This window comes from Paenibacillus sp. 7541, from assembly GCF_002276395.1.
GTDB lineage: Bacteria > Bacillota > Bacilli > Paenibacillales > Paenibacillaceae > Paenibacillus_AQ > Paenibacillus_AQ campinasensis.
On record NZ_NQLZ01000008.1, the window covers coordinates 13,367 to 35,996 of the forward strand.

12 protein-coding genes are annotated in these 22,630 nt (G+C 51.9%); 4 read left to right on the top strand and 8 right to left on the bottom strand.

Translation table 11 applies throughout. The features are described from left to right. Nucleotides 1–113: 113 nt before the first annotated feature. The 3 genes from CHH75_RS05920 to CHH75_RS05930 all read right to left on the bottom strand — a co-directional run bounded on the left by CHH75_RS05920 (nt 114) and on the right by CHH75_RS05930 (nt 5,599). Nucleotides 114–1,235 (bottom strand): response regulator, encoded by a 1,122-nt coding sequence (locus tag CHH75_RS05920; RefSeq protein ID WP_176475480.1) that lies wholly within the window; start codon nt 1,233–1,235, stop codon nt 114–116. Continuing rightward, entirely contained in the window at nt 1,232–3,049 is a 1,818-nt protein-coding gene (locus CHH75_RS05925) for a sensor histidine kinase (protein ID WP_095397706.1), read from the bottom strand. Before CHH75_RS05925 ends, CHH75_RS05920 begins: the two co-directional genes overlap by 4 nt. Nucleotides 3,050–3,142: 93 nt before the next feature. Further along, on the bottom strand, nt 3,143–5,599 hold the full coding sequence (locus CHH75_RS05930; RefSeq protein ID WP_095397707.1) for an S-layer homology domain-containing protein: 2,457 nt from the start codon (nt 5,597–5,599) through the stop codon (nt 3,143–3,145). A 412-nt stretch (nt 5,600–6,011) separates the two neighbouring features. On the opposite strand from CHH75_RS05930, the gene menG reads away from it, so the two are divergent. Continuing rightward, nucleotides 6,012–6,725, top strand: coding sequence for a demethylmenaquinone methyltransferase (menG, locus tag CHH75_RS05935; protein ID WP_095265629.1), 714 nt, complete (start codon nt 6,012–6,014; stop codon nt 6,723–6,725). Nucleotides 6,726–6,867: 142 nt separating this feature from the next. Here the strand turns inward: menG and CHH75_RS05940 are convergent, their stop codons facing one another. Beyond that, nucleotides 6,868–7,827: a LysR family transcriptional regulator gene (locus CHH75_RS05940; RefSeq protein WP_095397708.1), complete on the bottom strand. Its 960-nt coding sequence runs from the start codon at nt 7,825–7,827 to the stop codon at nt 6,868–6,870. Nucleotides 7,828–7,970: 143 nt separating this feature from the next. Between CHH75_RS05940 and CHH75_RS05945 the strand changes: the two genes are divergently transcribed. Beyond that, entirely contained in the window at nt 7,971–8,993 is a 1,023-nt protein-coding gene (locus CHH75_RS05945; protein ID WP_095397709.1) for an alpha/beta fold hydrolase, read from the top strand. A 146-nt stretch (nt 8,994–9,139) separates the two neighbouring features. Here the strand turns inward: CHH75_RS05945 and CHH75_RS05950 are convergent, their stop codons facing one another. After that, nucleotides 9,140–9,385: a hypothetical protein gene (locus tag CHH75_RS05950; protein WP_095397710.1), complete on the bottom strand. Its 246-nt coding sequence runs from the start codon at nt 9,383–9,385 to the stop codon at nt 9,140–9,142. A gap of 404 nt (nt 9,386–9,789) precedes the next feature. Between CHH75_RS05950 and CHH75_RS05955 the strand changes: the two genes are divergently transcribed. Together CHH75_RS05955 and CHH75_RS05960 are read left to right on the top strand one after the other, a co-directional pair. Continuing rightward, complete coding sequence (locus CHH75_RS05955; protein WP_095397714.1) at nt 9,790–12,528, top strand: glycoside hydrolase family 9 protein; 2,739 nt, start codon at nt 9,790–9,792, stop codon at nt 12,526–12,528. Between the two features lie 63 nt (nt 12,529–12,591). After that, the gene (locus CHH75_RS05960) at nt 12,592–15,582 is read left to right on the top strand and encodes a glycoside hydrolase family 48 protein (RefSeq protein ID WP_095397715.1); all 2,991 of its coding nucleotides are present in this window, start codon (nt 12,592–12,594) and stop codon (nt 15,580–15,582) included. Nucleotides 15,583–15,730: 148 nt separating this feature from the next. Here the strand turns inward: CHH75_RS05960 and CHH75_RS05965 are convergent, their stop codons facing one another. From CHH75_RS05965 to CHH75_RS05975, 3 genes are all read right to left on the bottom strand, one after another. After that, entirely contained in the window at nt 15,731–17,002 is a 1,272-nt protein-coding gene (locus tag CHH75_RS05965; protein WP_095397711.1) for a copper amine oxidase N-terminal domain-containing protein, read from the bottom strand. 259 nt (nt 17,003–17,261) lie between these two features. Then, nucleotides 17,262–21,707: an endo-1,4-beta-xylanase gene (locus CHH75_RS05970; RefSeq protein WP_095397712.1), complete on the bottom strand. Its 4,446-nt coding sequence runs from the start codon at nt 21,705–21,707 to the stop codon at nt 17,262–17,264. Between the two features lie 565 nt (nt 21,708–22,272). Next, nucleotides 22,273–22,630: hypothetical protein (locus tag CHH75_RS05975; protein ID WP_217989072.1), on the bottom strand; the 358-nt coding region annotated here is incomplete at its 5' end.

Below are 22,630 nucleotides of genomic sequence, written 5' to 3' on the forward strand. Positions count from 1 at the left end.
CCCATTGTACAAAGCGCCAATGAAAGATGAATGAAAGATATCGATCTGGTCATAGAAAAAAACCGTGCGACGCTGGGTCTCACGGCGAGGATGTAACCTATGATGTTCCTGCATTAATTCGACAGCAGCAGCTCCGCATACAGCGCTTTAAGTTCTTGTGAAGGATCGATGTTCAGCTCCTGGCGCAGCACCTTCTCGTACGACCGGTACAGCCTCTCGCACGATGACAGCTCCTTCTTGGCTGCATAGGCGCCCATCAGCAGGATGACGGTCTCCTCATCCAATTCATTGCGTGCATGCTGCTTGGCCAGCAATCCGATGGCCAAGTCTTCTTTGCGCTGCTCGATCAGCGCGCTGGCCAGCTTTTTGACCAATGCGGCATGCAGGGCGGACAGGCGTGAAGCATCGTTCAGCGCCCAGATATACCCCTTGTCGCCGAACAAATCGCCAACATACAGCTTCTCCGTCTCCAGACACCATTCCATATTGACGTTATCCATCGTGTCGATCTGTTTGAGACGCGCTTCAAATTCAACATAATCAATTATCGCATCATGCAGATCCAGCCCATACCCGTCGGCATTCGACTGAATGACCGATTTGATGCCATGGGGCTCCAGCGCTTTGCGAAGCTGGTAAATCGACGTATTGAGATAGGTCTCCGCATTCTTCGATGGCATTTCCCCGAACACCTCAGCAACTAGCCGGGCCCGGGATACCATCCGGCCTCGCAGCATCAGGAGATAGGCAAACAGTTCCGCGCTTTTTCGAGATTTCCATTTTACGCTCCCGGCCGCTGTTCGCACCTCAAATCCGCCCAAAGCAAAAATATGAACCGGTGGAGGAGTGGACGCCGCCGAAGCCGTCTCATGGAAATGATAGATGGCCTTCGCCCGCTTGATCGACTTCTCGACGCGTTCCAGCGACACCGGCTTCACGATATAATCAAGTGCCGACAGTTCGAATGCATCCAGCGCATAGCCCTTATGCGAAGTGACAAAAATGACATGCAGGTCAGGCCGCTGTGCAGCCATCCGTTCAGCAAACTGCATTCCGCTCTCTTGCGGCATGCTGATATCCACGAAAGCGACATGCACCTCATGTTCCTGGATGTACCGCGATGCAGAAGCTGTATCTGCAAAGCAGCCTGCAAGCTCGATGCCCGGGAGCTTGCGCAGCATTTTGCCCATAATGAGATGCATGGCCTTCTCGTCATCTATGACGATCACTCTCATCCACCGTCCGCCTCTCTCCATGATCTGTATTGCATCTTCGGGGCTCCCGCCGTCGGAAGGGTGAAAAAGAAGGTGCTGCCTTCCCCCTGGCTGGACGTATAGCCAATCTCTCCCCCATTAAGTCGAACGAACTTCTCGCACAGGTAGAGACCGATGCCCGTGCCTTGCTCCCCGTCTGTACCGGGAGAAGAACTCTGCTGAATTTCCCTGAACAAGGATTGGACCACTTCCTCATTAACACCGATGCCGGAATCCTTCACGGACAAGGTGATCTGATCCATCTGGCGAGTCGCCTCGATTCGGATATGACCTCCGGTTCTGCTGTACTTGATGGCATTGAACATTAAGTTTCGCAGAATCAGCTCAACCATCTCCTTGTCAGCATACACAGAAGTACCCGCTTGAACCGATACCGTCATTCCGATCTGCTTGGCTTCCAGCCGATGCTTTATCGTCTTGACCGCCGCATGCACCATCGGTCCCAGCTCCCATGCAAGCGGACGGAAATGAATCTTCCCCCCCTGACTGCGAACCCAGTCCAATAAGTTCCCTACCAACAGATGGGTATCTCTCACCTGGCTGCTGATCTCTCTGAAGATTTCCGATTCCTCACTCTCCGGATCGATGAAGTCCTCTTCAATAATTTCGGTTAAACTGACCAGCAAAGCAAGGGGATCACGGATATCATGCGTAACCACCGCAAACAATCTGTCCTTGAACGCATGCAGCTCCTCCAGCTGATTCCGGTTGGCCAGCAGCTGCTCCTGATACAGGACGGATTGTGTCACGTCGCTGAACACCATTAATTTGCCGAGGAATATCCCCCCCTGATCATAGATGACCGAAATCTTGACCTGATAATAGTGCGGCGCGCCATCCCGGTCCATGGAAATTCGGAGTTCCCTATAAGCGGAGGACGAGCTCATGGCCAGCAGATCGGGGTGGGATTCGAACAATTCCGCGATCGCGAGGGGCTCGCCCTTCCAGGACCTCAGCTTGGTGAAAAGACAACGCGCCGATTCGTTCACATGAGACAGATTGTGATCATAGTCCAGAACGATGACGCCATCCTGTATCGTTTCGAACACCTGTTGGTAAGCGACAGGAACAAGCCGCAGAAGATGAAAGCGATAGACACCATAGATGAAGACGATCCCCGTGGTCGCAAAACCGAACGGCGTGAGGTCAATCTTCACCACGTCATATGCGAATATGTAGGCAATATTGAACAGCCACGGCGCCACAGCGCCAAAAATCATCATGACCACTTGCCTGCGGACGATCGGCATCGCCCTGGAATACATCCGCACAAACAAGGTGATGCCGACCGCTCCTTGAGTATACAGGTAGGCCACATTCAGCCAGTAAAGTGGCCCCTTCTCAAGAAGGATAGGCGACATATACGAGCTATCAGGATCAAACTGAACATCACGGTAATACAGATGATGGTAGTCATTCGTAAATTGAAAAATGAAAACCATCACCGGAATGACAAACAGGAGCAGCACGCTCCATCTCTTGAGGAAGGCCTGATGCCCGGTGAAGATGATCGCCAGGATGAGCCAGAAGGTGGTGATGAAAGGAATGCCCAGATGCTGGACCTTCAGCCACAGCTTCCCCTGCTCCAGGCTTGTGCTTATAATTTCGAACGCATAGCCGAAGGAATAGCATGCTGCGGCAAGCATAGCCCAAGCGCAATACCGGGCCGCAGCTTGCACTCTTTTGCGATAAGCAAGATACGAAGCCGCGAGTTTAAGTGCCGTTGCAGCTAGCAGGATCCAAAAAACACTCGTGTCCAGACTCAGCCTGTCCACCCCCAGCGATCATTATAGAATCATGTGTCTACAAAAATAACCCGCCCAGGCATCAAGCGAGGTAACGGGTTATTGTGTCCTAAAGCCTTCTAGTTATTGCCGTTCTCTCAGCAAACGCCATATGAAAGCCGCTCCCTCGGCTCTCGTAGCCGATTGCTGAGGCCTGAAGCTGCCGTCCGGATAACCTATCAGCAGCCCATGCGAGGCAGCGGCTTCCACCGCATCGGTCGCCCAGCTCGCGATATCATCGCGGTCGGTATAATGTGGTACCGCACCTGTTCCAGCCAGTGGAGCGACATTCGCTATGATTCTGGCGATTTGCTCCCGGGTAATCGGATCATCCGCGCCAAACGTCTTCTCATCATAACCGTGAATGATGCCGGATGCATAAGCTGTGCTGATGCTTGCTCTTGCCCAGTGGCTCGCTGTATCCTCAAATACTTTTCCCGTTGTTTCCATTATACCGAATGCTTGGACAAATATGGTCACAAATTCGGCTCTCGTCATCATGCGCTCCGGCTTGAACCTCCCGTCCGGATAACCGCTGATGACATGAAGACGGGTCAACTCATTCACACTCGCTTCCGCCCAGTGCCCCTTCATATCGGCGAATATCTTCTCCTGCGGCTGAACTTGTTCCTCGGTCTCGTCAACCGTGGCCAGCACCGCAAACTTGGTGAAATGATCCACCTCGCCAGTGACCGTCCCCGCTTGCCAATCCACCTGAACGTTGTCCAGTTCGATCCACTCGCCAGACTGTTCGTTTAGCCAGAACAGGCTGATACGAGAGTTCGCTTCATCCACGAGGGAGGAATGGAACGGCAAGGTGATCTGAATCGGGAAAAGAAAAGGGGTTGCCGTATTTTTGCTAATTTCAAACACATCGCTCATGACTCTTTCGAAATCGGGGAGCTTGTCGATCGTTTGCACAAGCTCGACGTGGAGCCGGGTCAACTCACTTACTGCGTTTCTTGGGATTTGAATCGTTGCCCCCTGCAGGGTCACAGATCCTCCCGCAGAGGAGATCGTATTCCCCGTTCCGGGCATCGACGGAGCAGGGATGGGGCCTGCTCCATCGCCGCTGCTCCCGGATTCGCCAGCACCGCCGCCCCCTGAACCGCCAGATCCGCCAGATTCGCCAGATTCGCCCCCGCCGGAAGCCGCCGGGGTAACTTCAACGATGCGAGTCACCTGGTCTGCTGCATTGCCAGCGCTGTCAGTCACGTCATAGTAAAGTGTATATTGTCCCGCTCGGGATGTATCCACAGCGCCGGTAACAACAATCGAACCGGAGAGATCCCCGTCTTGATTATCGAAAGCGGAGGCTCCCGGATCAATGAAGGCTGCGCCCTGCACAATCGAGGTCCTCTCATCACCTGTGAGCGTAATGATCGGCTTCTCTCTGTCGATGTTGTCGATTTCAATGGTGGCCACTGTCTCGTTCCCTGCCATATCACGGGCATAGACGGTATAAACACCGTTCTCGCTTGCTTCAAATGTACCGTTCAAGCTTGCACCTGATTGCCCGAAGTAAGAGACCGGCTGATCTCCGGCAGCCCATTTCTGCGTATCTATTCCGCTTGCCAGGTCGTATACATCGGCTGTTACCGTCACGTTGCTGCCCGTCCATGCCGTGTCATCCACGCGTAGCGCAATCGACGGAGATGTCTGATCAATCCGGATTTCCGCCTCTCTGACCCCGCTTCCCGCTACTGACATCCGGGTCTCCAAGATGTAGCGGCCTTCCGTCGCAAATTCAATGGGAGCTGAATCGTCCTGCCAAGCGCCCCATTGACCATCCGAGGTCTGGATTCGGTACTGCACGTCACCCGTCCCATTGTAGCAAGAGCCGCCGTGCAGGGCGACCGAGACGTGCTGATTCCACTTTCCGTTGGCATCCGCAGGTGTCATCGTCAGATCCGGAGGCGTACAGGACACCACCTCTCCTTCGTATACATACAAATCCGTGTTCAAATAGATCACCGGTGCGATGCCTTGAGGCTCCCCTGTTGAAGCAGATACCGGAGAAATAAAGCCATTCGCATCATAATCCCGTATATTCATCAGATTCATGGCGAAATCCGTAGCGGGTGTCAAGGTGTAGTAATTTCTCACAGGATTCAAATGCTGCAGGAGGACGCTTCTGTTTAATTCCGCCTCGTCCATGCTGATAAGCCCAATCTTCGCAGAAACTGAACCTCTGTACCACGAGCCTGTCTGGATCCAGTCCGAATTCGATAGTCGGGAGATAAATTCCGTATTCAGCCAATAAGCGACACTCAGAGGATCCGATAAGTTAAAGTTCACATCTACATCGTATGGACTGCCAGAATTATAGTAATACCTGACATTAACACTATCGTTTGCTATGAATAAACCATCCGGCTGGCTTGCCAGATTCGCCAAATAGACCCATTCTTGCCCACTATAGTAAACCGTGTCACCTGCATTGAGATCGCTTATTTTCTTCGTTTGGGCCATTACTTCTGCAGGAATATGTAACCCGACAAGGAGAAATAGAATGACGATTCCATACCTCAAACGCTTCATTATCACAGCTCCTAAACATCTTTTTATACTTTTATCGTAAGAAATACGACTACCGTTACCCTCCACACGGCCTTCCGTCGATGCATAACCTTGACGGTTAAAAACTGTGGAAAGCTGTGATCTTTCTCATTGTAATCGACACATTTTGATAAGGTAAGTGGACATTTTTCTGTCTACCTATGCCGGGAAACGTGAGGGGCGAAGAGCTTAACCGTCTGACTAGAAAATGACGATGTTCTGCCCTTGTTATAAAAAAAGGGGCTGTCTCAAAAGTCATCGTAGATGACTGAGGGACAGCTCCTTCTTTCACGGAATGTTCCCAGTGCGCTTTCTTTCCCCGATATTCCGGTATGGTATACTGTGGGTACTGATAGGTGCTGGTCCAAGATCCTGAATTAAAGGAAGTGTAATGATGGTCGGTTATTCATCGAAGGAAGAGCATGTCCATGCTGTATTTGAGAAGGTCTATGAAAACTATGATTCCATGAACTCCGTCATTTCCCTGCGTTTACATAAACGATGGCGCAAAGATGTCATGAAACAAATGAATGTGAAGCCGGGCGACACGGCGCTGGATGTATGCTGCGGCACCGGTGACTGGTCTCTAGCCCTCGCGGAGGCGGTTGGCGAGGAGGGGGAGGTTATCGGGCTGGATTTCAGCGAGAATATGCTCTCTGTAGCCAGGGAGAAAGCCCACAAAGCCCAGCTCAACACAATCGAGTGGGTGCATGGCAATGCGATGAAGCTTCCTTATGAGGATCATCGGTTTGACTATGTGACGATTGGCTTCGGGCTCCGAAACGTTCCGGATTATATGACCGTGTTAAAGGAAATGCATCGGGTCGTGAAGCCTGGCGGAAAAGTCATTTGCCTGGAAACCTCCCAGCCTACCCTGATCGGATACAGACAGCTGTATTATTTCTATTTCCGGTATATTATGCCGCTGCTCGGCAAGTTGCTCGTCAAGCGCTACAAGGAGTATTCCTGGCTGCAGCAATCCGCTCAGGATTTCCCGGGAAAACATCAATTGAAGCATATGTTTCTGGAGGCCGGCTTCAAGCATGTCGATGTCAAGAGTTATGCCGGTGGCAGCGTTGCCATGCACATGGGGCATAAATCTTCTTGAGTTCTCTGCACTCAAGTTCAACAGCCCAGTATGATGGGGAGATCGGGCAGGAGACGGTGACGCTCCTGCTCGTCCCATACGCATCGTTGTCCGGGAACTAGAATTCCTCACGTCTCAACGCTGAAATCCCCCTGCTCAGCCTTCATAGATTGGCTTCCGCTGCAAGCCCACGGATGTCACGGTCCTGATCGTCACAACCACGATCTATTCCATCCTCTGCCGCATGAACCTCCCTAACCACTTCGAGAAAAGACAATATGATTGGTGATAGCCACTTGTCTTTATGCCACAGCATCTGGGTGTACACATGCAAATTCGGAATATGCCATGGCAGTGCTACCAGCTCGCCGCGTTCAACTTCGGCTTCCGTTACCACTTCCGGAAGAAAGGCAATTCCGATGCCTGTTATCGCGCATTGTTTAATGGCTTCGGCACTCTGAAACTCCAAATACGTAATCGTATCGATGCCCTCCTGCTCAAATCCCCGGTCAAACATCGTCCGATAGGGACATCCCTTCTCATTCGTCAGGAACACTTCGCCGTGAAAATCCTCCAGCTGCAGCTCCATTCGTTGCGCCAGTGGATGGTCCGGAGCCGCGAACAGGCGGAACGTTTCTTCCAGCAACGGCTCTACCGCAAGTCCGCTTGAACGAAGAGGCTCGTCCAACATAAAGACAACATCTGCCGATCCCTCAAAAAGCGATTGTTTAAGCTCTTGATTAGGTACGGAGCGGAAGATGAGACGCACATCCGGATAGCGGGAGCGAAATAGGTGAAAAACAACCGGAAGCCGATAGGCGCACAATACCTCGTTGGCACTGATCGTTATCGTGCCTGTCAGGTTATCCTCGTCATGAACGACGCTTCGCGCCTCGTCTAATTTGTGCAATACTTCCTCCACATGCGTTAAAAAGCGTTCCCCCGCCGTTGTAAGCACCAGCTGCTTGCCTAACCGGTCAAAGAGACGAACACCCAACTCTTCCTCCAATGCTTTCAATTGCATGGTGACATTAGAAGGGACATATCCCATCGCCTCCGCAGCCCGACTGAAATTCAAGGTTGAGGCAACCGTGCGAAACATATTCAATTGACGCAATTCCATCGCGCAATCCCCCTACTGCTTTCAATAATATTGAATACTATATTAAAATCCATTCACTTTTGTTGAGAGTATCACGGAACTATACTAACAACAAGCACCACATTTATAAATATTCAATTGGATGGAAGGGAGCAGACGATACGATGGATTATGAAATTTTTGATTTGGGGGACGTTGCCCTGCAATCCGGCGGGACGTTACCGGGCGCGTTTCTTGCCTATAAGACTTATGGGAAATTAAACGAGAAGAAGGATAATGTGATTGTTTACCCCACGGCTTTCGGAGACCAGCATACTCAGAATGAATGGTTGATTGGCGAGGGCATGGCCCTGGATCCGGCGAAGTATTTCATTATCGTTCCAAACCTGCTCGGCAACGGATTATCTTCGTCTCCGAGCAACACGCCTCCGCCGTTTGACCGGGCTCATTTCCCACAAATCACCATCTATGATAACGTTCGGTTCCAGCATCGGCTCGTGACGGAGAAATTCGGCATTCATCAGCTCGCGCTCGTCGTTGGATGGTCCATGGGAGGCATTCAAGCCTTCCAGTGGGGAGCAAGCTATCCGGACATGGTGGAACGCATCGCACCGTTCGCGGGTGTGGCCAAGACTTGGCCACATACGCATGTCGTCCTGGACGGAATGAGAGCCGCGCTTATGGCTTCGGTTCACTTCGATTCAAGCAGGCTGGACCAATTGACTTCTGCAGACATGCGCGCCGTAGGCCGCGTCTATGCGGGATGGGGGGTATCGCAGGCCTTTTATCGAGAGGAAGTATATCGTGAGCTGGGGATTGATTCATTGGCAGACTTTATAGAGAACGTCTGGGAAGACAGCTTCATGCAGATGGACCCGCACAATGTGCTGGCCATGCTATGGACAGGGCAAAACGCAGATATTAGCGCAAATCCCGCCTATAACGGAGATTTCGACAAGGCGCTCAGCAGCATTCAAGCACTCGCCTGCATCATGCCAGGGAGCACGGATCTCTTCTGCACCGCGGAGGACAACGAATATGAGGCTAAACTTATGCCGCATGCTGTACTCCATCCGATCCCGTCCAACTGGGGCCATTTTGCGGGGCGCGGGATCAACGGCGCCGATAACAAATTCATCGATGACAACCTAAAACAATTGTTGGCGATGACTCCAGCGAAGGCATAACCGCGAACCGATGGTGCCTGACTGTGATCCTCAAGCCATGATTGTACACCATAACGCAAACAGCTATCTAAACGTTTGATCTGAGCCACACTTGATGCGATATGATCCACCTGTTGCTAAGGAAGGGGAACAATGCCCTTCCTTTCTTAATGCGTATGCTGCCTTCTTGAGATTCGCTTCGTGATGCCCATAGCCATTGCCAAAGCGAGCAAGGATATGACCAAATGGGGAATCAGGCTTGTGCTGCCGAACTCCACCTGAGACGTTAGCGTCGAGGTCATGCTCACCGATACGCTGGGCGTGTAAAGCATGGTCAGCAGTATTCCTGATACGATTTGGAGTACGATATAAGAAATGCTGAACATCCCCGCAAACAGTAAGTATTTTTTCAAGTGTCATCCCTCCTTCTTGCTAGAACCTACGGATTAGGCATTGATTCGATTTCAGAATGCTGTATTTATCACAATTTGACTCCAGGGAGCAGTAATTCATAAAATGCTATGCCCTATCTTTCGGAAGTACAAATCCAACGGCAGATCATAGTTATTTGTGTCTATTTTGTAAAATATTATATTTATAACATCCTTTTACTGTAAAACAATAGATTTATCTGGGATATTTTGGTATGTTATAGATGAGGGCAACGTTTCCTCCCTTTTGTACAGTCAGCGCATCCTCCATTTTGCTCTTGAAAGTGAGGTGAACCGGCTGTTTTTTTTCAAAGTCTACTTCATGGGTTTCATTAAAAGCATTCCGAAAGGAGCTGAAGAGAACGGTGATTCGCAAATGGAAATGGATGAGGAGCAAATGGTCGAAAAAAAGCGGAATATTGTTATTCAGCATTGTGTTAGCGCTTACAACCATGTTAGGGTCAATGACCCATTCTCCTGTCGCCAATGCGGCCGCCTCCGATTACAATTATGCCGAGGCGCTGCAAAAGTCGATTTATTTCTACGAGGCCCAGCGTTCCGGACCGCTGCCAGACAACAACCGGGTAGAGTGGCGCGGTGACTCCGGTCTGCAGGACGGTGCGGATGTCGGCCATGATTTGACGGGAGGCTGGTACGACGCCGGGGATCATGTCAAATTTGGGTTTCCGATGGCGGCGACCGCCACGATGCTCGCATGGTCCGTATACGAATACCGGGAAGGGTACGAACAGGCAGGACAGCTTGATGAAATTCTGGATAATATCCGCTGGGCGACGGACTATTTCATGAAAGCGCATACTGCACCTAACGAGCTGTGGGGCCAAGTGGGCAACGGGACGGCAGACCACAACTGGTGGGGACCGGCCGAAGTGATGCCGATGGAGCGTCCGGCCTATAAAATCGATGCCAACAATCCCGGCTCCGATCTCGCCGGAGAAACGGCTGCGGCGCTTGCTGCAAGCTCGATCATTTTCCGGGACAGCGACCCGGCTTATGCGGACAAGCTGCTCCGGCACGCCAAGGAGCTGTACGACTTTGCCGACCAGTATCGCGGCAAGTATTCCGACAGCATTACCGATGCCAGACAGTTCTACAACTCCTGGAGCGGATACGCCGATGAGCTAAGCTGGGGCGGTGTGTGGCTGTACTTGGCCACTGAGGACGAAGCTTACCTCGATAAGGCTATCGCTGCCAGTGAGCTGTGGGGTACCAACCAGCAGGGCGAATGGGATTACAAATGGACCCATGCCTGGGACGACAAACATTACGGCGCCCAATTGCTGCTGGCCCGGATCACCGAGGATCCGAGGTTCATTCGTTCGGTGGAAAAGAACATCGAATTCTGGACGACCGGCGTTCAGGGAACGGGCGAACGCGTCACCTATACGCCGGGAGGGCTCGCACATCTTGACCAGTGGGGCGTTCTCCGCTATGCGGCTAACCAGGCGTTTCTCGCATTCGTGTATTCCGACTGGGTCGACGATCCCGCCAAGCAGTTAAACGCACGTTCATTCGCCGAACGGCAAATTCTGTACATGCTGGGCGACAATCCGCGCAACAGCAGCTATGTCGTCGGCTTCGGCAACAACCCGCCGCAGCGCCCGCATCACCGCACCTCGCACGGTTCCTGGGCGGACAGCCAGAATGTTCCTGATTACCACCGCCATATTCTGTACGGTGCATTGGTCGGCGGTCCGACCGCAACCGATAGCTATACCGATTCCATTAGCGATTATGTGTCCAACGAAGTTGCGATCGATTATAACGCTGGCTTCACCGGCGCTCTGGCAAGAATGATGATCCTTCACGGACAGGGACAGCAGCCGCTCCCTTCCTTCCCTGCTCCGGAGGAGCGCGAGGATGAAATGTTCGTTGAAGCCTCGGTCAACGCCAGCGGCAGCAACTTTGTGGAAATCCGCGCCCTGCTGAACAACCGCTCAGGCTGGCCGGCCCGCGCAAGCGAAGAGATGTCCTTCCGCTACTACGTCGATCTTAGCGAAGCGGTAGAGGCCGGGTACGGTCCGGAGGACATCACGGTCACGGCCGGAGGATACAATCAGGGGGCAGCGGTATCCCAGCTGCAGCCGCATGATACGGCCCGTCACATATACTACACGACGGTTGATTTTACCGGAACGCGCATCTATCCGGGCGGCCAATCCGCTTACCGCAAAGAAGTGCAGTTCCGCATCACCGCCCCGCTGAACACGAGTTTCTGGGATAACACGAATGACTTTTCGTTCCAGGGTCTGGCCCCTCAGGGAGCGTCTCCGATCAAAACCCCGTATATCCCGGTGTTTGACGCAGGTCAGCACGTGTTCGGCGAGCTGCCCCAAGGAGGCGGAAATCCGGGCGAGCCTGTGGCTCCCGCCGCACCGCGAAACGTAACGGCTGTTCCGGGTGATTCGCTTGTCCGGCTGACCTGGAATGCCGTAAGCGGTGCTCATGACTATGCGGTCAGAAGATCGCTTGTAAGCGGCGGCCCTTACGAAACGATCGGAACGACGACGGAGCCGGCATATATCGATACCGATGTCGTCAACGATACGGCCTATTACTATGTCATTACCGCCAGAAATGCAGCTGGCGAGAGCCTCCCCTCCACCCAGGTCAACGCCAGACCGCGCGTTGCCCCGGTGCCTGTGGAAGGCGATTTGAAAGTCCAGTACCGCAACGGTGACGGAAGCTCCGCCGATAATCAGATCCGACCGCATTTCCGCATTGTAAACACCAGCGAAGAGACGGTTCCCCTCAGCGAGATTACCCTGCGATATTACTACACGATTGACGGAGATGTGCCCCAGCAGTTCCACTGCGACTATGCCGTGATCGGCAGCGGCAACGTAAACGGCCGGTTCGTCAAGCTGGACAGTGCGCAGACCGGCAGCGACTACTACCTGGAAATTTCCTTCGCTCCCGGTGCGGGCAGCCTGGCGCCCGGCGCGGACAGCGGGGAAATTCAGGCCCGCTTCAATAAGAGCAATTGGTCGAATTATAACGAGACGGATGATTATTCTTACAACGGTACGCAGCAAACGTTTGCCGACTGGGATAAGGTTACGTTGTACCGGAACGGCACATTGATTTGGGGAGTTGAGCCCTGAGCTTTACAAGGGTGAATTTCAAGGAAACAACCATTTATTAATGGAAAGGATGATGTAAGGATGATGCATTGGACCAAATGCAAGAGACCTGCTTCCGTCCTGATGAGCGCGGTGTTATTTCTCACTTTGATTACGACCGGGCTGTTCGGTTCCGGGACAGCCCAGGCCGCGTCCGCTTCTCCCGAGGCAGACCGTTTCCTTCAGCTGTATAATCAGCTGAAAGACCCAGGCAACGGCTATTTCTCCCCGGAGGGCATTCCCTATCACTCCATCGAAACCTTGATTAGCGAAGCGCCCGACTACGGGCATATGACAACCTCGGAGGCGTACAGCTATTGGCTGTGGCTCGAAGTACTGTACGGGTATTACACCGGAGACTGGAGCCAGCTTGAAGCAGCCTGGGACAATATGGAGAAGTACATTATCCCGGTCAACGAAGGCGACGGCAACGAAGAGCAGCCGACGATGAGCTACTACAATCCGAACAGTCCAGCAACCTACGCGGCGGAATATCCGCAGCCGGATCAATATCCAAGCGAGCTTTCCGGCCAGTACGCGGCTGGCAGAGACCCGCTGGACGCCGAGCTAAAGGCAACCTATGGAGACAACCAGACCTACCTGATGCATTGGCTGCTTGATGTTGACAACTGGTACGGCTACGGGAATTTGCTGAACCCCGGGCATATCGCTACCTATGTGAACACGTTCCAGCGTGGTGAACAGGAGTCCGTCTGGGAGGCGATTCCGCATCCTTCGCAGGATGACAAGTCCTTCGGCAAAGCCGGCGAAGGCTTCATGAGCCTGTTCACGAAAGAGAACCAGGCTCCGGCGGCGCAATGGCGCTACACGAATGCGACCGACGCCGACGCCCGGGCCATCCAGGCCATGTATTGGGCGAAGCAGCTTGGTTATGACAATGAGGTCTATTTTGACAAAGCGAAAAAAATGGGCGATTATCTTCGTTACGGCATGTACGATAAGTACTTCCAGCAAATCGGCAGCGCGTCAGATGGGAGCCCGGCCGCCGGAACGGGCAAAGACGCCAGCCATTACCTGATGGCCTGGTACACGTCCTGGGGCGGCGGCCTGGGACAAACGGGCAACTGGGCTTGGCGGATCGGAGCCAGCCACATGCATCAGGGTTACCAGAACGTTATGGCCGCCCATGCGCTCTCGGATCCGGACAGCGGCCTGATTCCGGACTCCCCGACCGCCGGGCAGGACTGGACCACTTCGCTGAAGCGCCAGCTGGAATTCTACACCTGGCTGCAATCGGCTGAAGGGGCAATCGCCGGCGGTGCAACCAACAGCTGGGGCGGCTCTTATCAGGCGTATCCGGCTGGAACGAGCACGTTCTACGGCATGGCTTACGACGATGCCCCGGTATACCATGATCCGCCGTCCAACAACTGGTTCGGCATGCAGGCTTGGCCGGTGGAACGGATCGCAGAATACTACTACATTCTCGCTTCGAACGGGGATACGTCGTCCGAGAATTTCCAGATGGCCAAACAGGTCGTTACCAATTGGATCGACTGGTCGATGGATTATGTATTTGTGGACAGCAAGCCGGTTACCGATGCCGACGGCTACTATCTGGACCCGCAAGGCAACCGGGTGCTTGGCGGACAGAATCCGCAAATCGCGACCACGCCGGCGCCAGGCGATTTCTGGATTCCGAGCGATCTGGAATGGCGGGGCCAACCGGATACCTGGAACGGATTCGGCAGCTTCACGGGCAATCCGGAGCTTCGCGTCGTGACCAAAAATCCTGGCCAGGACGTTGGTGTACTGGGCAGCTACATTAAAGCGCTGACCTTCTTTGCCGCTGCTACAGAGGCGGAAAGCGGCAGCTACACCGCACTTGGACAGCAAGCAGAGCAGTTAGCCAAGGCGCTGCTCGATACCGCTTGGAATTACAATGACGGTATCGGCATTGTCAAACCGGAGGCACGCGGCGATTACTACCGCTACTTCACCAAGGAAATTTACTTCCCGGCCGGCTGGAGCGGCACGTTCGGACAAGGCAATACAATCCCAGGGACAAACGCCGTTCCTTCCGATCCGGCTAAAGGCGGCAACGGCGTGTATATCAGTTACTCTGATCTCCGTCCGGACATCAAGAACGACCCTTCCTGGTCCTACCTGGAAGACAAATACACTACATCCTGGAATCCGCAAACTGGGCAGTGGGAAAACGGCGCACCAGAGTTTACCTATCACCGCTTCTGGTCTCAGGTTGATATGGCTACAGCTTATGCGGAATACGACCGTTTGATCAATGGCGGCGGAAGCGGCCCTGTTGAACCTGTGGCTCCACAGGCACCTCGGAACTTGAAAGCAGACGCCGGGGACGCTCAAGTGTCGTTGTCCTGGAGCAGAACGAGCGGCGCGGACAGCTACACCGTGAAACGGGCCGAAACGAGCGGCGGTCCTTATACGGAGATCGCAACCGTCTCTGAAACGAGCTATGTTGATCTGGACGTCGTCAACGACCGTATGTACTATTATGTGGTTAGCGCTGCCAATGCAGCGGGCGTCAGTCCGAACTCGGTCGAAGCCAGCGCGACGCCGACAGCCGCTCCCGTACCGGCGGAAGGTGACCTGAAGCTGCTCTATCGCACGAACAACACCAGTTCGACCGACAATCAGATCCGTGCCCAATTCCGGATTACCAACACCGGCGATGAGAGCATTAATTTAAGCGATGTCAAGCTGCGCTACTACTTTACCGTCGATGGGGACAGGCCGCAGGAGTTCCACTGCGACTATGCGGTCATCGCCAGCGGTAACGTGAGGGGCACCTTCATCAAGCTGGATGAAGGTTCGTCCGGCGCCGACTATTATTTAGAGGTTTCCTTCGCGCCCGGCGCGGGAACGCTTGCGCCTGGCGCAGACAGCGGCGAAATCCAGATTCGCTTCAACAAGAACGACTGGTCGAATTACAACCAAGCGAACGACTTCTCCTATGACCCAACCAAAACCTCGTACACCGAATGGGAACGCGTTCCGCTCTATGTGGGCGGGCAACTTGTATGGGGGCTCGAACCATAATGTGAACTGGCAATAACTCGGGCTCCAAACTATAAAAGACCCGGCAGAGATAACCTCTGCCGGGTCTTGCCGTTGTCAGTACTCTGGGACACTTTCGCGTTCTTGCTCCGAATGATTATGCCTGCCCTGAACATAAAGGCAGCTCAAGCTATTCCATTTCGATGTGGAAGCTTTGGTTCCCGATCTGCACATAGAAACTTTCCCCGTCGCGCTGTGGCGGCACCGCGAATACAAAGCGATCCACCTTGCCGTCGGCGTATGTGAAGATGATCGTGTTTTTGTCGATTCTATACTTCCCTCTGACCGAGTCCCGTTCTGACGCAACATCAGTACTCGTGTTACCGGTATTCAGCGAAGCTAGCGAGGATTGATCGCTCGTAAACGTACCGTCCGGATAAAAGGTCAAATAATTGGTCCAGGTTGTGGTGAATGGCGTAACGCCAACCAGACCGGTATAGCCCTGGGAGATAAATTCCCCGCCGAGTTTTGTACCGTCTGGCATAGGCAGCACTTTGCGCATGATGATCTCGTTGATTTCCAATTCGCCGTCTTTGTTAATGGCAATCGGCAACGGCTCTTCACCGCTGATTCGCAGCATGCCGTCCTTGATCGAGTATGACCGGCAGGTGTCCTTACTGCAGTCTATCGTTTCCGGTCCGCCTCCCTTCGGCTCGCCAACGACCACCTTTTGATCAGGCAGGAACGTGTAGAACAGCCAGCATACACCGCCGCAGCGATAGCCGGCATAGTCATACTCTCCTCCGAAATACATGCCCCGCAACTGATTTAGTTGCACCGGGCCTCCGTTGTCTTGAACGACAGGCGGGAGTACGATGGACGGTTTAGCTTTCTCAGCTTCCTTGGCGGCTGCATGTTCGGCGTTCACTTTCGCTTGCGCTTCTTTTAACAGTTTCTCAACCTCCTCCATCGTCAAATCGAAGGAAGTCACATATTCATAGGTATATACGATAATTTCCCGATGCACGCCGTTCCAGTGAACCAAGGCGCCGGTCGATTCGCTCACGAATCGAAGCGGAACCAGCGTATGTCCCTTGACCGTCGTTGCCGGACGGTCCAGTTTCACCGACTGCCCGTTCACCTTCGCGGTTGTGCTGTTCAGTGGCAGAAGGATGGTGACTCCTTCTTTGACCGCAGATACCGTTTGATCTTTCTGGCTCCAAGTCACTTCCATGCCCAGCGCTTCAAAGAACGGGCGCATCTGGACAATGGTTGTTCCCCCTTTGATGTCCGGGTCGATGCTGAATGCAACTTGCTCGTCATTGACGAACACATCGATCGGCTTTAGGGCAGCATGGGACGTCTTCACATTCACAAAGCTAAGCAGGATCATTCCGAGCATCAACAAGCCGGCTGTGATCCACCATCTGGCTCGGGCGCTCCGGGATAATGAAAGATGCATGAGTTCACTCCTTTTCCATACATATCCACTCGATGTTAGCACAGAAGTGATCGCTGCGTAATCGCCCCAAAGTCGCGACTTCCCAAAGCCTGTTTATCCCTCCAAGGTCAGGTGTAGCCTAAGCCGAAATCACGAAACAATAGCTGCATAGCCATGCTTAAACCCGGACTAAAGTCGCTGCCTTTCTATTCGCGTTTCCCCCTGTCACTCAGTCCATACTTGGTGAATGCAGGGGAGCCGACTTCATTGAACGTTACATTTACATTTTCCAGATCCGGTAGAGAACCATCGCTGCTTCAGCACGGGTCAATGGTTCTGCTGGTGCAATCTTGCCATTCTTGCCGTTGACAATTCCGCTTCCTACAAGGGAGGCTACACTCTCCTTGGCGTAAGTGGAGATGCTTGCAGCATCGGAATAAGGAACTAGATTTCCGTTGCTGGCAGTAGGCTTACCAGCTGCCTTCAGGGCTTTCGCCGTCAGAACCATCATATCTTGGCGGGAAATGCTGCTATCAGGTTTGAATGTGTTATCTTCGAATCCGGATGCGATACCGAGCTCTTTGGCAATAGCCACGGCCTGTGCATAGTGAGCGGTTGGCTGTACATCGCTGAAGGCTGCCGTGCTCGTGCCCGATCCTTTCAATTCAAGTGCTCTGACAAGCAAGACGATAAAGTCTGCTCTCGTGATGGAAGCCGCAGGAGCGAAGCTGTCTTCCGTGATTCCTTTAATAATATCGCGTGCAGCCATCGCTTCGACTGCTTGTTTTGCCCACTGCACATGTTGCACATCGGCAAAAGACTTGGTTACATAGGCAACAGCATAGGTGCTGAATTGCGTTGTTATGAACACAACCGAGCCGGACTTGGCATCATATCGTCCGTTTGGTATCGCTGTTGCCTGTCCTTGATTGTCAATATTAAGAACCACGATTTGATCTGTATTGACAAGCTCCTGTGCAGCCGGGTCGTATGGAACCGATACCGTTACAGGCGCCGCAGGGTTGTTCCAGGCCAGAACACGCTCTCCGGCTTTTACGCTTAGATCGATCACCGGACGGCTGCCCACTTTAGCGCGAACATCTGCACTCAAGCGATCTGCCGGGACTTTGTTAATCTGAATAGAGACTTGGTCTGCTAGTTCCGTGATATTAGACAGCATGTTGGACGGAATGTGAAGTGCTGCATGTTCTGTCTTAAGCATAAACTCCACCTTATCGCTGCTCTGCAGGCTTGAGGCCGGGAACTGCACAACATAGGATTGTACATTTGTTTGCTTCGGCACTTCGATGGCTATCTGTTTCCTGCCATTGGCATCCGGGGAAGCTTGTGCAATAGCCTTATTCAGGCTCTCGCTCGAAATGGTTGCTGTGGCTGTCCCCTCTTCGACTTTAATATCCGGCACAATCACGGAGTCGTTTCCTGGAAGCTGTGGTTGAGGCTGAGGCGTAGTCCCTGAGCCCGATCCGCCACTGCCGCCGCCATGGTTACCTCCATTGTTGTTGCCTCCGCCGTTGTTGCCGCCGGAAGAAGGTTTGCCAGTCAGCGTCAATTCACCGAATACGGAAGTATCCTGGTAGCCTTGACCGGATGGATCGTTCCATGCGTTCACACTGATTCTGTTGCCGTCTTTGGCATCATTAATCTGTGCATCAAAACCGATGATGACATTGTTCGCAGGCTTCACCTTTTTGAACGGAATTTTCATCTCTACCGTGTAGTTGGTACCGGCCACGGAGACTTTGGATTCAAATCCTGCGGCGATATGCTCCGGATTAAAGGAAGCCTCGTTCTCGAAGTTCACTCTGTATTGCCCATCATCGTCTTGGAAGCTCGCCGTTTTTCCGTTATTTTCATCGACGAATACTTCAACGGAGTCTTGCTCCCACGGATTCGGGTTGGTTTTGTTCAGTTGATCGTCTCTGACTTGAACGAGCACATACAGATTGTCGTCATCCCACAGTGCTCTTGCTGTTCCTGTGGCACCTGACCACGCCATTTGCTTCGTATCCAGTTTCAATTCAGGAGCTTTGCTCCATATGCTGTCTACAGCACCATCAATGGACGGTGTCCCATAGTGCGCGCTTGATTTCTTGTATTCAAGCTCTTCGGGCGGATTTTCCCTCAGGTACTTTTCAGGATCAGCGACCCCGTAGAATGCTTCTTTGGCTTGAAAATCCTTATCGAACAAGGTTGGATTCTGCTCGGCTCTCCAGCTGGTGCCATCACTTAACCCCCAGAAGGTAACACGCGGAATATGCTCGCTGTTCTTCTTGTAGAGATCCATCAACTGGGCATACAAGTAGGCCTGCTGCTTCGCTTCTTTTTCAGTGATGACAGAGTTGGTGCCTGCCATGATATCCAATTCGGTCACGCTGACTTCCACACCCAAGGAAATGAAACGTTCGAGCGACATCCTGACATTGTCCAATCTCGTGCCCAGATTGTAGTGGGCCTGCATGCCGATGCCGTCAATCAGTTTCTCGCCAGGATGTTTTGCGGCGTACTTCTCATTGATCTCCTTCACCATGCTGTAGATGGCTGTAGATTTATTCTGGTTGTCATCGTTGTAGTCATTGTAGTATAGCTTGATATCCCAGCCGTTATCGTCGATGACTTCTTTGGCCGCAAGGAATGCCTCTTCAATAAATTCAGGGCCGATGGCTTGCAACCAGCCTGAATTACGCAAGGCATTTTTCCAGTCCTCCGGATTAGGCGGGTTATCGTTCATGGCTTCGTTAACAACGTCCCAGGAAATGACTTGGTCACCAAAGTGCTCAACGACCGTTTTCACATGCGTTCTCAGATTGGCCAGTGCTTCATCACGGCTCAATGGTTGACCGTTCGCTGCAGTATGAAGCCAGGTAGGTGACTGCGCATGCCATACAAGCACGTGACCGTGCAAATCAAAGCCTGCATCTTGCACTTTCTGGACAAGGGCATCTTCTGCCGTGAAATCAAATTGTCTGTCTGTGCCATAGGCATAATCCGGCTTCATGTCATTCTCAAACGTAACGACATTGTAGTGCTTCTTCAGAAGCTTGAGCCTTGTCTCGTCAAAGGAAGACGGATTAACAATGTTGCCGATCAGGAAATCATCCTTGTAAACATCCTTGAGGTTAGGCAAATTTTCTTGAATCGGAGGCCCGGAAGCTACAGGGCCCAAATATTTCAGGACAAAGTCATCCAAGAAGAAGGTCCGGTTTCCGCCGTCGTTGTTTGCCGTTTCAATGTAAGCGTTGAGTACGCTTGGAGTTGTCGTGAGTGTATACTTACCTGTCAGGTGTACCCATTCTTGATCTGTAACAGTTGCATTTTGTGACACGTTTGCAAAGCCGCTATCCGCATATTGAACACTGATACGAAGCGTGGTAGGCGCTTGGCCAGGTGCCATTTTCACCCAAGCGGACAGCTCATATTCGTGATTCTTTGCCATTTTTCCAGCTGCATCAACCAAAGCTCCATCATATTGTGCCGTAGTTGTCACAAGCAAGCTTTGTGTGCCGCCAGGTGTATGATTATCGTCTTGGGAAAGGACTACCGTTTCACGGCCGTTCCGTGCTTTGAATCCATCCAGACCATTCTCAAAGTCTGCAGATATGCCCGTTTGATCAACAATCTCCGGTTCCGTTTGTCCAGGTGTCACATCGGTGATGATGACTTCATCAATGTAAATATCTGAGGTTAACACATTGCCCGACGGTTCAACATAAATGATGAACTCATTCGTTCTAGAAGGAACTTCATAGCCCTTGGTTTCAAACAGCGTCCAGTCGGAAGCGGTTACAAGCCTGTTGCCTATAAGCCAAGGGTACTTCTGGTCATCGGCTAATATTTCAGAGTCCACCTTGGAAGCCAGATGGAACTCGCCTTCACCCGAACCGAGTCTCACCTTGAGCGAAATATCATACTTCCGGTCGGATTTCATCTTGTCCGTAAGCACGAGAGCTGGAACTGCCTTCTCATCCGCACGGTTAAAGAACTTCAGAGATTTCGTACCCTCGGAGGCTACATCGTCAACGACCGCAGTATCCCCGTTCGAACCCCAAGACAGCTTGCTCCAGCCTCCGGTATTTCCGTCTTCAAAGCTTTGGTTAAGGACTACAGTGGGTTGAACAGGTGTTTCTACTTGGGTGATCGTGATATCCCCGATATAGAAGTCGACCTCCTTCCCAGCATCATCAGACTTGATTCGCAGAGCTGTATTGACGACACTGGTAACGGTGAGATCTGCAGACAGTAAAATACCTTCTCCTGCTTTAAAGTCTGAAGAGCCGATCCCTCGGTATGCCTCCGAGCCAGCGATTCCCTTGTTAGTTACAATTTCAAGGACAGCTTTCCCTGCTGCAGGGGCGTCAGGATCTTCGTCAACATAAACGGAAGCGGTTACATTGTATTCTTTGTCCAACTCCAAACCAAGGTCATCGAAGGCAAAGTCCACGCCGTCCCAGTTATTGGACCGGTTACTAACTCTTAAAGCAGCTCCATCATCATTGCCGCCAAATGGCTTGCCTGTTACTGCGTCCAGCTGGGCACCGCCTGATTGCGTTGCCTTGCCCTGGCCATTCTGGAATGTTTCTTGATATACGATTTGTGAGTTAGATCCCACTGGATCTACAGCGTTGATTGCCGGAGCAATCCAACCGACCGGAAGAAGCAGAGCCGCTGCGAGCACCCCCGAAACGACCCGCTTAAATGATTTCCTCATTCGAAGCATTCACCCCACACTAATTTTTTAGAAGTCATGTAAAAGCGCTTACATAATTTACTGTAACCAGCCTCCTTTCCCCCCAGATAATACCACTTCATGAAAGAGAAATCTTACTCCAAACTAAAGGTGAAGCCTAGTTTTTTACAGAACTATTCCAAGTCTGATACGCGGGCGGACATGCTCTCCGTCCCCCTGATCAGGCCGCGGCAGATAAATCAATTCGGAAATCCTTATCGAATAAGAAGCAGACTGCAAAAAAGACGCTGGGTTCATTCTTTCCCAGCGTCTTTCATTTCTTCGAACGTGTTACTGTTCTTTGCGTACAACCTTGCAGACGTTTACTCTTTTTTAGTGCTTTGCTTTATTCCCTTACCAACAACGCCACACTCTCTACGTGTGTTGAGTAGACAGTGACCACAAACATGTACGTGTCTAAAGGAATGTGTTTTGGATAAAGATTCCCACTCCCTAAATTCGTTGTTGAAACTATGATTATTTTTATGAAATTTTCTTAGTATTAGGATTAAGCTGGGATAATGATTATCGTGATAAACTTCTCTTATTAGTTTTCGTAAAGATTAAATGAGTTACCATCAACATATCCAATATAAGTGTAGGATATAACTGATACTCCTACACCTGAGAAACTATCAGCAAAGTTAAGCGAAACATAGTTAGAGTCATTTTCGTGTTTAGGATAAGTCTTTTCAAAGATTTTACCGAATCCATCAGTACCTATGGCACCATAAGCAGTAATCCTTGCTTCCACTCCAAGACTTTTACGTTTACTGAGGTCAGAAGTCTGGACATTAATAAAACCCTCAAAAGATCCTCCAAAAAAACCTATGTCACCTTTATAGTAACCAAATCCTTCTGCGTTACCCATTGAACCACTAAAGGTTACATGACTACGTCCCATA